Origin of the sequence: Streptomyces sp. GQFP, from assembly GCF_021545335.1 — a bacterium.
Classification (GTDB): Bacteria; Actinomycetota; Actinomycetes; order Streptomycetales; family Streptomycetaceae; genus Streptomyces.
In genome coordinates this window covers 3,966,531-3,979,699 of the sequence record NZ_CP089312.1, presented here as the reverse complement: position 1 = coordinate 3,979,699, position 13,169 = coordinate 3,966,531, and the positions used below count along the sequence as shown (strand labels likewise).

Genomic DNA, 13,169 nt, shown 5'->3' with positions numbered 1-13,169 from the left:
GAAGTGCTGTGCAGCAGCGCTGTTCAGTCTGCTGTGTGTCGCAGCAACACCAGTGTAAGAAGAGGGAGTTGCATCGGACCAGATAGTGAGATGTCCGTTGAGTTACGAAATTGTTGGCCCGATGCTCAGCTTTGTACGGCCCTCAATCGACAGCGGTCAGTCGACGGTGATCGAGTCCAGCTGACCCCGCAGATAGACGTGCGAGTCGAAGGGCTCGTACGCGACCCGGCCCACCGGCGCGGGCACCGACTCCACGATCGTCCCCGGGGTGCACTCACCGAAGTACACGAGGGACATCAGCTCCTCGGCGGGCGCGTCGGCGGGCGGCGGCAGCACCCGGTGCCGCCCCGACCTCCACCGGTCCCCGGTCCAACGGGCCATCAGATCACCGATGTTGATGGTGAACGCCGCCGGATCGAAGGGCGCGTCCTCCCAGCCGCCCTCGTCCGTGTAGACCTGCAACCCGCCCTTCCCGGCCTGCCGGTCGAGGATGGTGACCGTCCCGAAGTCGGTGTGCGGCCCGATCCGGAACTGCCCCGGCTCCGGCTCGCCGACGACCTCGATCCCCGGATACCAGTTGATGTTGAAGCCGTACGTCGGATGGTCCATGTGCCGGGAGAAGAAGTCGGATTCGAGCCCGAGCGCGTCACCGAGCAGGGTGAGCAGCTCCTTCTCCAGCTCGCCCATCCGGTCGAGATACTCCTCGCACAGCGCCCGCAGCTCGGGCGCCTCGGCGGGCCACACGTTGGGCGCGTACCACTCGGCGTTGACGACCGGGTCGTCGAAGGGCTCGTGGGTGGCGAAGGACAGCGACTCTTTCAGATCGGGCGGAGTCTCGGTCCCTTCCGAATACCCGTTGGCCTCGGCCCCGGGCCCCAGCCACCCCCTCCCCCCGACTTTGGCGGCGTACCGCTCCTTCACGTCGGCGGGCAGCGCGAAGAAGGCCCGGGCCGCCTCCCGGACCCCGGCCCGCAGGGCGGGATCGACGCCGTGCCCGGTGACCAGCAGGAAACCGGCGGTCTGGAGGGCCTCGTCGACGGTACGGGCGATGGCGGCGCGGGTTTCGGGGTCCCCGGAGAGCCAGGGGCGCAGGTCGACGGTCGGAATGCGGGGGCCGGCGGGGGCTGCTGCCGACGTGGGGTCACTCACCGATGTCCTCGTTCCACAGTGCGGGGTTGTTGTTGATGAAGTCGCGCATCAGGGCAGTGCACTCGGGATCGTCGAGCAGCACGATCTCGACGCCGTGCTCGGCGAGCCAGTCGTGGCCGCCGTGAAAGGTGACGGCCTCGCCCACGACCACCCGGGAGATGCCGAACTGCCGGACCAGACCCGAGCAGTACCAGCAGGGCGAGAGCGTGGTGACCATGGTCGTCCCACGGTACGAACGCTGCCGTCCCGCGTTCCGGAACGCGGCCGTCTCGCCGTGTGTCGAGGGGTCGCCGTCCTGGACGCGCCGGTTGTGCCCACGCCCGAGGAGCGTGCCGTCGGCACCGAAGAGCGCGGCACCGATCGGGATACCGCCCTCGGCGAGCCCGGCACGGGCTTCGGAGACGGCGACGGCGAGCCACGATCGGGCCTGTGCAAGATCCAGCTGATCCACCTGATCTCCCCGCTCTCCCTGATCCATGGGTCCACTCTCCTTCGACGGAAACACCGGGGCAACGTGCGGAAAGTACTCTCCGGACATCCCGCAGCAGGACGAAGTGTCAGCGCCCCTGGAGGCACCCGTGCCCGCACTCACCCTCCGTGAAGTCCTGACCCTGGACCCGGTCCGCGCAGCCGACCCCGAACTGCTCACCGGCCAGTCGGCACTGGACCGTCCGGTGCGCTGGGTCCACTCCAGTGAGGTGTACGAGGGCGCGAACTTCCTGGACGGCGGCGAGCTGCTGCTGACCAACGGCTTCGGCCTCACCGACACGGACGAGGAGGTACGGCGCCGGTACGTCCGTGAGCTGACCGCCCGGGGTGCGGCGGGCCTCGCGGTGGAGATCGGCCGCTCGCTCCCGGCGATGCCGCCCGAGGTGACGGACGAGGCCCGCCGCCTGGGCCTGCCCCTGCTGGCCCTGCGCCGGGTCGTCCCCTTCGTACGCATCACCGAGGCCGCCAACCGCGCGATCGTCGCCCGGGGACTGTCCGGCCGTACGGTGGTCCGCCCCTGGGGCGACGACCACACCGCCGCCCTGCTCGCCGACCTGGCCGACGCCCAGCCCCTGAACCAGCCCGAGGTCGAGGCGCGGGCAGCGCTCTCCGGGTTCCACCCCGGCCCCGGCGCCCGCCTGATCGGCGTCTCCGTGCACGGGACGCGGGAGGTCGGGGCGGTGGACCGGGCGGTGCGGACCCTGGGCGGGGCGGCGCTGCGGGCGGCGTTCCCGGGGGATGTGCTGGCGCTGGTGGCGGTGCTGCCGGGGGCGGGACCGAAGACGGGACGGGATCCCGTACGGGCGGTGCAGGACGCCTTCCGCACGTCGGCCGCCGCCCCTGGCCTCACCGTCGCCGTGGGCCACGCAGTCGACGCCGGCAGCGGCTGGCTGCGCTGGAGCGAGACGCTGCGCGCGGCCCGTACGACGCTGGAACTGGCCCTGACGGTGCCGCCCCCGGAGCCGAACGCACCCCAGGACCCCCTGGTGACCTCGTCCCGCGCCCTGGCCCTCGAACGGGAACTGACCCGAGGCGGAGTCGACGCCAACCACGACCGCCTGACCCGCCTGGTCCAGCACACCCTGGGCCCCCTGCTGGCCTGGGAGGCGGCCCACCCCAGCGACCTGGTCCGCACCCTGGAGGTCCACCTCCGCAACGGCTGCTCCCCGACCCGCACGGCGTCGTTGTTGCACATCGGACGCCAGTCCCTCTACCAGCGCCTGGAACGCATCGAGTCCCTCCTCGGCCTGGAGATCGACGACCCGGACCTGCTGGGCGAGCTGCTGACGGCGGCCTGTGCGTGGCGGGTGGTACGGGGGACCGGGGCGGCGGGGGCGGGAGTGGGGGGCCTGCGGACGGTGGCGTAGCAGCCGCTAGTCGAACGCCCGGAGGGTGACCTGGCGCGGCGGGTTGTACTCGGACATCGACAGCACGGTCTTTGGCGTCCGCAGCCCGTCCTCCTCGGCGAAGAGCTGCCGAGCGGCCTCGAACGAGACGTCCTCGGGAGCGTCGGGGGCGACGACCAGTGAGACCCGGTCGTACAGCTCACGGAGGGGCTCGGTCATGGTCGTCCGGCCGTCCTCCTCGGCCTCCGTTCCCCAGATGTCCCACAGCAGGGTCTCCACCTTGTTCAGCGCGGCGAGGTCGAGCCGCACGTTGCCGGCCACGAACCACTCGCCGTTCAGCGGACCCTCCTCCGGCGGGTGGAGCCCGAAGGTGGCGGGGTCGGCGTCCCCGGCCCGGATGTCCCGCCAGGCCCGGCCCGCGACCAGGAAACGGTCACGGGGTACGTCCAAGGGGTCGAAGTCGACGTTCCAGGCGGCGGCGATGCCGGGATCGGTGAGCTGCGCGTCGGCGAGCAGCCAGCCGCGCGCCTCGTCCCAGTACTCGGTGACGACGTGGTCGCAGTGGAAACCGTCCGTCCCGAAGTAGTCGGCGAACCCGGACCGCACCCGCGCGGGAACGCCGCTGTGCCGCAGCAACGAACAGTGCAGCAGCGCGAAGTCCCGGCAGACGCCCACGAACCGGTCCCCGGCCGCGCGCCGCCGGTTCAGCGGGGAGCCGTCGCGGGCGATGACGATCCGCAGGATGTCGTCGAGATAGCGGGTCTCGGCGTCGAGCCGCAGCCGCTCGGCGGGGTGCGTGTGCCGGAAGAGGTCGCCCTCAAGTCTGTGAATCATCAAGTCGCGTGCCGTACGGGCGAGTTGGGCGGCGGAGGACGGGAGTTCGGCGTACAGCGGGGCGAGGTCGCCGGGGTCGGAGAAGGTGCTGTGGGTGCGGTAGAAGGCGGCGACTTCGGGGGTGAGACCGGGATGGACGGACGGCACGGCGGGACTCCCTCGGGCGCGGAGCCCGTCGTTGGGGCTCGGGGGCGGGGCTCAGGGTTCCGAGTCCGGGTTCGGTCGTACGTTCGAATGCCGGCGGACTCGCACCACCCTGTCAAAATTCACCGCACATTGTCCAGATGTGACGCTCGGCGGACATGGACAGCCACTCGGGTGCCGTTGTCCTGCGGGGAGCGAAGCGGCGCTCGCGGGTCCGCCGCTCAGTAACCGGGCGGGATCCGGTCCTGCGGCCCGCCGGCCGACTCCACGGCCGGGTCGGCCGAGTCCGAGATCAGCTCCGCGATGCGCAGGGTGCACTCCCACTCCGACAACCTGCCCTTGATCACCACCAGGTACGACTCCTGGTCGGTGAAGCGGTACACACGGCGCCGCTTCTCGATGATGTTCTTGCTCGGTACGTATGTGTGGACGGCAGCACGGAGCTCCTCCAGCGCCTGGTCCTTCGTTTCCCGCCCACGGCAGATGAACTCCGTCCGGTGCGACTCACCGTAGAAGTACTCAGCGATCACGACCCAGTTGCCCATACCCACCCCCTCGTCGAGGGCTACCTACCCCTCGACATACGCGATGTACTCCGCCAGCCGCCCCGCCCCCGCCAGCATCGCCCGAGTACGCCCCGCCAGCGCCTCCCCGCGTGCCGCGACCGCCGCCCGCAGTTCCTCCGTGCTGCCCTGCTGACGCAGTTCCTCCAGTACCGGGCGGATCTGGTCCAGGGGGTAGTGGCTGCGTCGGAGGGTCTGGATCAGGCGGGCGTCGCGGATGTCGTCGGGGCCGAACTGCCGGTAGCGCGTGCCGCGTTCGCGGTCCGGGGTGAGCAGACCGGCCGCCTCCCACACCCGCAGTGCGGACGTCCGTACGCCGAGCAGCGCGGCCACCTCGCCGATCCGCAGGTCGGCCGTACGGGGCGTCGCCGCCGGAGTCCGCCGGGTGGCCAGCGCCTCCAGGGCCTCGCGTGTCGCCCGCAGCGCCGTCCGCTGCTCGTGCAGCCCGGCGTGCGCCGCGTCGACGAGCGCGAGGGCGCCCGGTACGTCACCGTCGTGCAGGGTCCGCATGACGGCGGTCGCCGCCAGGGGCCCGTACCCCGGTTGCAGGGCCCGGTACGTCAGCAGCGCGCGCCGGTGTACGTCCCCGAAGACGCGGTATCCCGACTCCGTCCGCGCGGCCGGGGGCAGGACGCCCGCGTCCTCGTAGTTGCGGATCTGCTGCGTCGACAGTCCCGACAGCCGGGCCAGGTCGACGGGACGGAGTCGCGACTCGTGGTTCATCACGGATTTGAAGCTTAGGGGCAGTGCGGCCCGGTGTTTCTGCCTAAAAGGCTCAACTGGAACTTCAATGAAAAACTTGAAGGTATGGATGAAGACACGGCTGGCCGAAGTTCCGTGATGCACATCAAAGGCGCCCGTCTCCACAATCTCAAGAACGTCTCGCTCGCGATCCCGAAGCGGAAACTGGTCGTCATGACCGGTCTCTCCGGCTCCGGCAAGTCCACGCTCGCCCTCGACACCCTCCACCGGGAGAGCCACCGGCAGTACATGGAGTCGTGGGGCGTGGCGACCGCCGGTGTCAGCCGGCCCTCCGTCGACTCGATCACCGGCCTGTCCCCGTCGGTCAGCGTCGACCAGCGCCCGGCCGGGCGCGGCCCGCGCTCGACGGTCGGCACGGCGACCGAGGTCTTCACCTACCTGCGGCTGCTGTGGTCCCGGATCGGCGTACGGCCCTGCCCGAGCTGCGGGGAGCCCGTCCCTGGCGTGGACTGTCCGCGCTGCTCCGCCTCCGTACCCGAACTCGTCATGGGTTCCTTCTCCTTCAACAAGCCCGCCGGCGCCTGCCCGTCCTGCACGGGGCTCGGCGAGATGATCCGGGTGGACGTACGGACCCTGGTGGACGAGGAGTTGACCGTCGCCGCCGGTGCGGTGCGCGGCTGGCCCCGGCAGCTCGTCGAGCGGAACCTGCCCCTGCTGCGAGCCGCCGCCCGCCACTACGGCCTCACCTTCGACACCGACACACCCGTGGCCGAACTGACCGCCCCCTCAAGGGACTTGCTGCTGTACGGGGTCGAGTCGCCGGAGTTCCGGAGTCACTTCCCCGATGCCGTGATCGAGGCCCCGGCCACCGTCTCCGCAGGCCGTTTCGAGGGGGTCGTCACCGCGTTCATGCGGCGCTACGCCGATCGCGTCGACGACACCGACTACCGGCAGAAGGCCGAGCGTTCGATGGTGAAGGAGGTCTGCGGGGCGTGCGCGGGCACCCGGCTGCGGAGCGAGAGCCGGGCCGTGACCGTGCACGGGCTCGGGATCACGGATGCGGCCCGTATGCCGTTGACCGAACTCGCCGACTGGGTCGGTGAGTTGAAGTCGCAAGCCGTCGGCGACGAGTGGCGGTTCGCCGAGCCCGTCGTGGCCGACCTGGAGGAGCGGGTACGGCGGCTCGTCGACACCGGGGTCGGCTATCTGACCCTCGACCAGTCGAGCACCAGCCTCTCCGCCGGGGAGTCCCAGCGGCTGCGCCTGGCCGCGCTGCTCGGCTCCGGCCTCACCGGCATGCTGTACGTCCTCGACGAGCCGACCATCGGACTGCACCCCGCCGACACCGCCCGCCTCGTCGACGTACTGCGCCGCCTGCGCGACCTGGGCAACACGGTCCTCGTCATCGAGCACGACCTGGATGTGCTGTGGGCCGCCGATCACGTCGTCGACATCGGTCCGGGCGCGGGCCGGGACGGCGGCCGGGTTGTCGCGGAGGGTACGCCGGAGGAGGTGGCGGCGACGGAGGGATCGGTCACCGGGGCGTATCTGTCGGGGCGGCTCCAGCACCCCGTACGAAAGGAACGTCCTTCGACGGATACGGATGCGGAGTTGGTGATCCGAGGGGCTCGTGCCCACAACCTCCGGGACGTCACCGTACGGATTCCGCTCGGGCGGCTGGTGACGGTCACCGGGCCTTCGGGGTCGGGCAAGTCGACGCTGATATTGGATGTGTTGGGGCGGGCGGCACATCAACGCCTCGACTCAGCACGGGTGTTGTCGCCGGGGGAACATGACGGTATCGACGGCTGGGAGCATCTCGACAAGGTCGTCACGATCGACCAGGAGCCGATCAGCCGCCTGCCGCGGTCGAACGCGGCGACGTACGCGGATGTCTTCACGCCGGTGAGAGAGCTCTTCGCCGCGCAGGACACGGCAAGGTCCAGGGGGCTGACTCCCGCCTCCTTCTCCTTCAACGTGCCGGGCGGGCGCTGCGAGCGGTGCGAGGGCGCCGGTGTGCTCGCCGTGCACATGCACTTCCTGCCCGCGGTGGAGGTGCGGTGTCCGGGCTGCCGGGGCCGCCGCTTCCGGAGTGAAGTACTGGCGATCCGCTACGACGGGTACGACATCGCCGAGGTGCTGGCCGCCACGGTGGACGAGGCGCTGACCGTCTTCCGGGGCGTACGGCAGGTCGCCGCCCGGCTGCAACGGCTCTCGGACGTGGGCCTCGGCTACCTCCCCCTCGGCCAGCCGGCCACCACCCTCTCCGGTGGCGAGGCCCAACGCCTCAAGCTGGCCAAGGAGTTGGGGCGCCGCGCGACCGGCCGTACCCTCTACCTCCTCGACGAGCCGACCACAGGCCTGCACGCCGCCGACACCGCCCGCCTGCTCGACGTACTCCAACGACTCGTCGACGCGGGCCACTCGGTCGTGACGATCGAGCACAACCTCGACGTCATGCGCGCCTCCGACTGGCTCGTCGACCTCGGCCCGGAGGGCGGCGCCGGGGGCGGGCTCGTGGTGGCGGAGGGGACGCCGGAGCAGGTCGCGGAGGCGGGTGGCTCTTTGACGGGTGGGTTTCTTCGGGGCACTTGATTCCCTGGTGGCGGCGCCCGGTGATCACGGAGGATGGCCTCGAACGCTTACTGGGGGAGGGGCAGTTGATGCGTCGGGTGGGCTCGTTGCGGCCGTTGGCGTGGCTGGCTCTGGCCTTTGTCTCCTTGTTTCTGCTGGGGGTGACGTACTTCGTCGGGATGTTCTCCGGCGGTCATGAGCTCGACGAGACCTGTGCTTCTGTCGGTCAGTGGGTGGACGAGGAGTACCGCGCCGAGCACTGGCGGGAGCCGGGGCAGGGGTTTCCGCTGCACAACAAGTGCAACGCCGACTACGACCTCGTGCCGGTGTGGGTCAATCCGGGGATCGTCGTTCTGGGGGTGCGGGTCGCCGTATGCGTGGGGGCCGGGGTGTGGTCGGCGGCGACCACGGCTCGTCGCTGATGGCGTTCGTCAGTGGTGGGGGCCGTGGCGGCCGAGGGTCTGGACGGGGGTCGCGTCCGGGCGGGTCCACTGGGGGACCGGGCGGCTGGTCGGGCCCCAGGTGGGGTTGCCGTCGGCGTCCGAGCGCCAGGACCAGCAAGGGACGTTCCCCTCGGGCCAGCCGTCGGGCTTGTCCTCCCAGGCCTCGCCGCGGCCGTACGGGGTCATGTCGAGCAGGCCCAGGGAGCCGTTCGCCCGCTCGGTGCCACGGCCCGTCGTGGAGTAGGTGAGGAACACGCGGTCGCCGTCGCGCAGGTAGGAGGTGAGGTAGCCCATGTCGCCGCCGGCCGGGCCGGCCACGTCGCGTACCGAGTACCAGGGCTGGGTGTAGCCCATGAACTCGACGAAGGAGGCGACCTCGTCCCACGGGCCCGTCGTCACGACGGCGAAGGAGACGCCACGGGCGTTGAGGTAGACGGCGTCCTTCAGGTGCCAGGCCGTGGTGGTGCAGCCCTCGCACTGGCCCTGGTGCGGCGCGCCGTCGTACCACATGTGTTTGTACACCACAAGTTCGTCGCGGCCCTCGAACAGGTCCAGGAACGGGACCGGGCCGTCGGGGCCGACGACCTCGACCGTCCCGTCGAACTCCACCATCGGCAGTCGGCGGCGGGCCGCGGCGATGGCGTCGCCCTCGTGGGTGTGGGCCTTCTCGCGGACCAGCAGCTCGTCGCGGGCGGCCTGCCAGGTCGCCAGGTCTACGACGGGCGGGCGCCCCGGCAGAGCCGCTGCGGTGGCGGTCGGGTCACTCGGCGTGTTCGTCATGTTGTCCTCCGTACGTACCTTCTCCTACGACGGTCACCACAACAGACTCCCGACCCGGTCGAAACTCATCGCGGCCCGACCCCTTACGTCTGCGGTTCCAGTACGGAGTAGTCGGCGAAGCAGCGGCGGTAGCGGGTGTGGCGGGTCTCCTGGGTGTGCAGCCGCTGCCACTCCTCGACCTCGGCCGGGTCCGCGTGCCGTCCCGACACGGCCCCGCAGTCGTGCTCGTCGCCCGAGACGCAGCGCGCCTCGTACTCGGGCTCGGCGGAGCCGTCCTGGACGATGGAGTACGGGACGTACCGGAAGATCCGGCGCCGGGGCTTCTCCGTACCTTCCCCGCCCGCTGGATGCGCCTGCCGCTGGTGGCGGCGGAGCAGCACGTTCGCGTCGGCCTCGCGGCTGCGGTCGGCCTCGGTCCGGGCGGTGCGCCGCATCTCGGCCAGCTCGTCGCAGGTGGCGCAGCCCGGGACGGGGGCGGGAGGTGACGGATAGATCGTGGCGGGGAGCAGGTTGAGCCCCGAGTGGTGGATGGCCGTCCGCCGGCTCGTCGTTGTCCCCGGCTCGATGTGCTGTTCGTCGGTCATGCGCCAACTCCGTACGTAGGTCATTGTTCGTCATTACTCTGGGTGTAGCGAGGGTGGCTGAGGGGAACGGTCCGGTTCAATGCCTGAGGCGTGCGAACGGGGCACTGGCACATGAGGGCACACGAGGAGGACGCGTGGCGCGACGTAACGCGGAGGACGGTTCCGGGACGGGAGTCAGCAACGCCGCCCTGTTCGGCGAGGTGTTGCGCCACTTCCGCGAGGCCGCGTTCCTGACACAGGCGGCGCTGGCCCAGCAGATCCCGTGCGACCGGTCCCATGTGGCGAAGGTGGAGGCGGGGATCAGCGTCCCGCAGGACACGTTCGCGAAGACGTGCGACGAACTGCTCGGTACGGGTGGGGTGTTGCTTCGGTTGTGGAAGAAGGTGGACTGGTATCCGGAGGTCGAGCATCCCGACTGGTTCGAGCGCAGGGCGCAGATGGATGCCGAGGCCGTCGCCTTGTACGCGTACCAAGGGCACGTCGTGCCAGGTCTGTTGCAGACGTCGGACTACGCGCAGGCGCTGTTCGGTCGACGCCTCACGAAGGCCGACGAGGTGGAAGAGCGGGTCCGGGCTCGACTGAGCCGCCAGCAACGCTTCTTCGTGGAGAACGGTCCGATGTATCTCACCGTCCTGGACGAGAGCTGCCTGCGGAACATGGTGGGGGACGCGGACGTCATGCGGCGGCAGTGCAAGCACCTGCTGACCGTGGGGCGCCTTCCGAACGTCCGTATCCAGGTCGCTCCGTTGGACCGCCCGGACATCGACCTTCCAGACACCGCCCTGTCGTTGATCACGCTGCCGGACGGGCACCGATGGGTGTACTCGGAGTCCCTGGACCGTGGCCATTTCAACGATGATCCGGCCGTCTACCAGCGCCATCTCCAGGCCTATGATGTGCTCAGGGCGGACGTTCTGTCAGCCCGCGAATCCGCCGCTCTGATCAGCGACGTGATGGAAGGGTACGAGCATCATGGGCAGGCACCAGCTGACCGCGGCGACCTGGATCAAGAGCAGCTACAGCGGAGCAAACGGCGGCGACTGCATCGAAGTGGCCCCCGGATTCCCCGGCGTCGTCCCCGTCCGTGACAGCAAGGTGGCTCCCGGCGGTCCGGTGGTTGTCGTAACCCGCACCGCATGGTCGGCGTTCGTGGGGTTCGCGGCCCGCTGACGATCGGATCAGGGCGGTGGAGGGGGCAGCATGTGAGTCAACCCCGCTGCCGTCGTCCTGGCGGTATTGGTCGTCGTGTGCGTGGGGCTGCGGTGTGGTCGGCCGCGGGCTGCCGGAGTCGGCGGCCCGGCGCTGTCCGCCGTATCCTGACCGCACACGGGAAGGAGCAGGCCATGAGTGTCGACGCGATCGTGCACACCGAGTTCCCCAAGGGGTACACGGTCCTGTTCGGGGCCGACGGAAAGGTGATCATGACCCCGCAGAGCGAAGAGCACTCCAGCACCATCAAGTCGATGCAGATCGACACCGCTCACGCCCTCGGCCGTCATGCGAAGGTCACCTCCGACGTCTACATCGACTTCCCCGCCGACGAGAACTCCGCCCCTGACCTGGCCATCCTGCGTGAAGACGCCCGCAAGGAAGGCAAGCGCTACAGCTTCGAGGACGTCCTGCTGATCTCCGAGGTCGTCTCGACCTCCTCCGCGCGCAAGGACTACGACGACTGCACCGCGAAGTACGGCCGCTACGGCATCCCGATCTACCTGGTCGTGGACCCCTACGCCCACGAGGTCGTACTCCACACGCAGCCGACCGGCACCGGTTACATCGCAGCGCACACCCACAGCTACGGCACGGGCAAACTTCCCATCCCTCTGGCCGACGGCCGTACCTTCACCCTCGACCTCGACGAACTCCCGCGCCCCGAGCCCGAGGGCGACGCCCACTGACGCTCACCGGTCGGCGTTGAGGCGGGCCGCCTGGCGGGTCAGGTGGTTGCGTTCGGCGAGGTTGGGGGCCTTTTGGGCGGCCTCGGCGTACAGGCGGGCTGCCGTTTTCGTGTCGCCGTCGCGTTCGTGGAGGTACGCCGCTGCTGCGGTGTGGCGGGGGAGTGAGGCGTCCAGTTTCGCCAGTGCTGCCAGGCCCGCGCGTGGGCCGTCCGCCTCGCCTACCGCCACCGCGCGGTTCAGGAGGACCACCGGGTTGTCCGTCAGGCGGGCCAACTCGTCGTACCACTCCACGATTTGGACCCAGTCCGTCTCCTCGGCGGTCTGTGCGTCCGCGTGGAGGGCCGCGATGGCCGCCTGGGCCTGGAACTCGCCCAGGCGGTCTCGGGAGAGGGCGGTCTGGAGGATCTCCACGCCCTCGGCGATCGTCTTCGTGTCCCAGCGGGATCTGTCCTGTTCCGCCAGTGGTACCAGGTCCCCGTCGGGGGTTGTCCGGGCCGCGCGCCTCGCGTTGTGGAGCAGCATCAGGGCCAGCAGGCCCGCAACCTCGGGGTGGTCGATCGCGGTGGCGAGCTGGCGGGTGAGGCGGATGGCCTCGGCGGCCAGGTCTATGTCGCCGGAGTAGCCCTCGTTGAAGACCAGGTAGAGGACGCGCAGCACGGTGGCGACGTCGCCGGGCTGGTCCAGCCGTACGCCGGACACCGTGCGCTTGGCCCGGCTGATGCGCTGCGCCATCGTCGCCTCGGGGACCAGGTAGGCCTGGGCGATCTGGCGCGTGGTGAGCCCGCCGACCGCGCGGAGCGTGAGGGCTACCGCGGAGGAGGGGGTGAGGGACGGGTGGGCGCAGAGGAAGTAGAGGTGGAGTGTGTCGTCCTGGGCCGGGGCGGGGCCCGGTGTCGGCTCCTCGTCCAGGCGGTCCTCGCGTCTGCGGCGGGCCGTGTCCGCCCGGGTCGCGTCCAGGAACCGGCGCCACGCCACCGTGACCAGCCAGCCCTTCGGGTCCCGGGGCGGGTCGGCCGGCCAGACGCGGATCGCCTCCACCAGCGCGTCCTGTACGGCGTCCTCGGCCGCCGCGAAGTCGGCTCCGCGGCGGACGAGGACGGCGAGGACGTTCGGGGTGAGGCTCCGGAGCAGGGCCTCGTTCATCGACGGGTTCGATTTCGATGAGGTGGACGGGGTCATTAGTGCGGGCACTCCGGGATGGTGGGAGGCGCGGCCAGGAACGGGCGTACCTCCAGCCACTCGTGGATCGGCTTGCCGCCCGCTCCGGGGGCGGCCGACAGTTCCCCGGCCAGTTCGACGGCACGGTCGTAGGTGTCGACGTCGATGATCATCCAGCCGGCGATCAGGTCCTTGGTCTCCGCGAACGGGCCGTCGGTGACCGGCGGGCGCCCCTCACCGTCGTACCGGACCCACGCCCCCTCGGGGGCCAGCGCCTCACCGTCGACGAACTCGCCCGTCTTCTCGAGCCGGTCCGCGAAGTCCCGCATGTACTGGATGTGCGCCGTGATCTCGTCCTGCGTCCACCGGTCCATGGGCACGTCGTTGACGGCGGCCGGGGCGCCTCGGTAGTGCTTGAGCAGCAGGTACTTGGCCATGGTGTGTCTCCTGGGATGTGCTGGTGCGGCCCATTCTGGTCGCGTTCACACCTGGGACGGAGCGGGGC

15 protein-coding genes are annotated in these 13,169 nt (G+C 70.4%); 6 read left to right on the top strand and 9 right to left on the bottom strand.

Annotated elements, in window-relative coordinates; translation table 11 throughout:
- Positions 1–156: 156 nt before the first annotated feature.
- Together LUX31_RS17545 and LUX31_RS17540 are read right to left on the bottom strand one after the other, a co-directional pair.
- Positions 157–1,149, bottom strand: coding sequence for an isopenicillin N synthase family dioxygenase (locus LUX31_RS17545; protein WP_235475723.1), 993 nt, complete (start codon positions 1,147–1,149; stop codon positions 157–159).
- The gene (locus tag LUX31_RS17540) at positions 1,142–1,627 is read right to left on the bottom strand and encodes a nucleoside deaminase (protein ID WP_235475722.1); all 486 of its coding nucleotides are present in this window, start codon (positions 1,625–1,627) and stop codon (positions 1,142–1,144) included. Before LUX31_RS17540 ends, LUX31_RS17545 begins: the two co-directional genes overlap by 8 nt.
- Before the next feature lie 100 nt (positions 1,628–1,727).
- Here LUX31_RS17540 and LUX31_RS17535 point away from each other — a divergent pair, with 100 nt between their 5' ends.
- The gene (locus LUX31_RS17535; protein ID WP_235475721.1) at positions 1,728–3,005 is read left to right on the top strand and encodes a PucR family transcriptional regulator; all 1,278 of its coding nucleotides are present in this window, start codon (positions 1,728–1,730) and stop codon (positions 3,003–3,005) included.
- A gap of 6 nt (positions 3,006–3,011) precedes the next feature.
- Here LUX31_RS17535 and LUX31_RS17530 read toward each other — a convergent pair whose 3' ends face one another.
- The 3 genes from LUX31_RS17530 to LUX31_RS17520 all read right to left on the bottom strand — a co-directional run bounded on the left by LUX31_RS17530 (position 3,012) and on the right by LUX31_RS17520 (position 5,248).
- Positions 3,012–3,965 carry a transglutaminase-like domain-containing protein gene (locus LUX31_RS17530; RefSeq protein ID WP_235475720.1) on the bottom strand — a complete coding sequence of 318 codons (954 nt, stop codon included), beginning with the start codon at positions 3,963–3,965 and terminating at the stop codon, positions 3,012–3,014.
- Between the two features lie 218 nt (positions 3,966–4,183).
- The gene (locus LUX31_RS17525) at positions 4,184–4,507 is read right to left on the bottom strand and encodes a hypothetical protein (RefSeq protein ID WP_235475719.1); all 324 of its coding nucleotides are present in this window, start codon (positions 4,505–4,507) and stop codon (positions 4,184–4,186) included.
- Between the two features lie 24 nt (positions 4,508–4,531).
- Positions 4,532–5,248, bottom strand: coding sequence for a TioE family transcriptional regulator (locus tag LUX31_RS17520; protein ID WP_235475718.1), 717 nt, complete (start codon positions 5,246–5,248; stop codon positions 4,532–4,534).
- 117 nt (positions 5,249–5,365) lie between these two features.
- On the opposite strand from LUX31_RS17520, the gene uvrA reads away from it, so the two are divergent.
- Together uvrA and LUX31_RS17510 are read left to right on the top strand one after the other, a co-directional pair.
- Entirely contained in the window at positions 5,366–7,822 is a 2,457-nt protein-coding gene (uvrA, locus tag LUX31_RS17515; protein WP_235475717.1) for an excinuclease ABC subunit UvrA, read from the top strand.
- Positions 7,823–7,842: 20 nt separating this feature from the next.
- Positions 7,843–8,223, top strand: coding sequence for a hypothetical protein (locus LUX31_RS17510; RefSeq protein WP_235475716.1), 381 nt, complete (start codon positions 7,843–7,845; stop codon positions 8,221–8,223).
- A 9-nt stretch (positions 8,224–8,232) separates the two neighbouring features.
- On the opposite strand, the gene LUX31_RS17505 is transcribed toward LUX31_RS17510, so the two are convergent.
- A complete protein-coding gene (locus tag LUX31_RS17505) occupies positions 8,233–9,024 on the bottom strand; it encodes a DUF899 domain-containing protein (protein WP_235475715.1) in 792 nt (263 codons plus the stop codon).
- A gap of 83 nt (positions 9,025–9,107) precedes the next feature.
- A complete protein-coding gene (locus LUX31_RS17500; RefSeq protein ID WP_235475714.1) occupies positions 9,108–9,608 on the bottom strand; it encodes a DUF7848 domain-containing protein in 501 nt (166 codons plus the stop codon).
- A gap of 134 nt (positions 9,609–9,742) precedes the next feature.
- On the opposite strand from LUX31_RS17500, the gene LUX31_RS17495 reads away from it, so the two are divergent.
- The 3 genes from LUX31_RS17495 (at position 9,743) to LUX31_RS17485 (ending at position 11,506) form a co-directional block, all read left to right on the top strand.
- Entirely contained in the window at positions 9,743–10,696 is a 954-nt protein-coding gene (locus LUX31_RS17495; RefSeq protein WP_235475713.1) for a helix-turn-helix domain-containing protein, read from the top strand.
- The gene (locus tag LUX31_RS17490; RefSeq protein ID WP_235475712.1) at positions 10,659–10,778 is read left to right on the top strand and encodes a DUF397 domain-containing protein; all 120 of its coding nucleotides are present in this window, start codon (positions 10,659–10,661) and stop codon (positions 10,776–10,778) included. The genes LUX31_RS17495 and LUX31_RS17490 overlap by 38 nt, the downstream gene beginning before the upstream one ends.
- 173 nt (positions 10,779–10,951) lie before the next feature.
- Positions 10,952–11,506, top strand: coding sequence for a Uma2 family endonuclease (locus LUX31_RS17485; protein WP_235475711.1), 555 nt, complete (start codon positions 10,952–10,954; stop codon positions 11,504–11,506).
- Positions 11,507–11,509: 3 nt separating this feature from the next.
- Here LUX31_RS17485 and LUX31_RS17480 read toward each other — a convergent pair whose 3' ends face one another.
- Together LUX31_RS17480 and LUX31_RS17475 are read right to left on the bottom strand one after the other, a co-directional pair.
- Positions 11,510–12,649, bottom strand: a complete 1,140-nt coding sequence (locus LUX31_RS17480; RefSeq protein WP_235475710.1) for an RNA polymerase sigma factor — start codon at positions 12,647–12,649, stop codon at positions 11,510–11,512.
- A gap of 35 nt (positions 12,650–12,684) precedes the next feature.
- Positions 12,685–13,101 (bottom strand): YciI family protein, encoded by a 417-nt coding sequence (locus LUX31_RS17475; RefSeq protein WP_235475709.1) that lies wholly within the window; start codon positions 13,099–13,101, stop codon positions 12,685–12,687.
- Between the last annotated feature and the right edge of the window lie 68 nt (positions 13,102–13,169).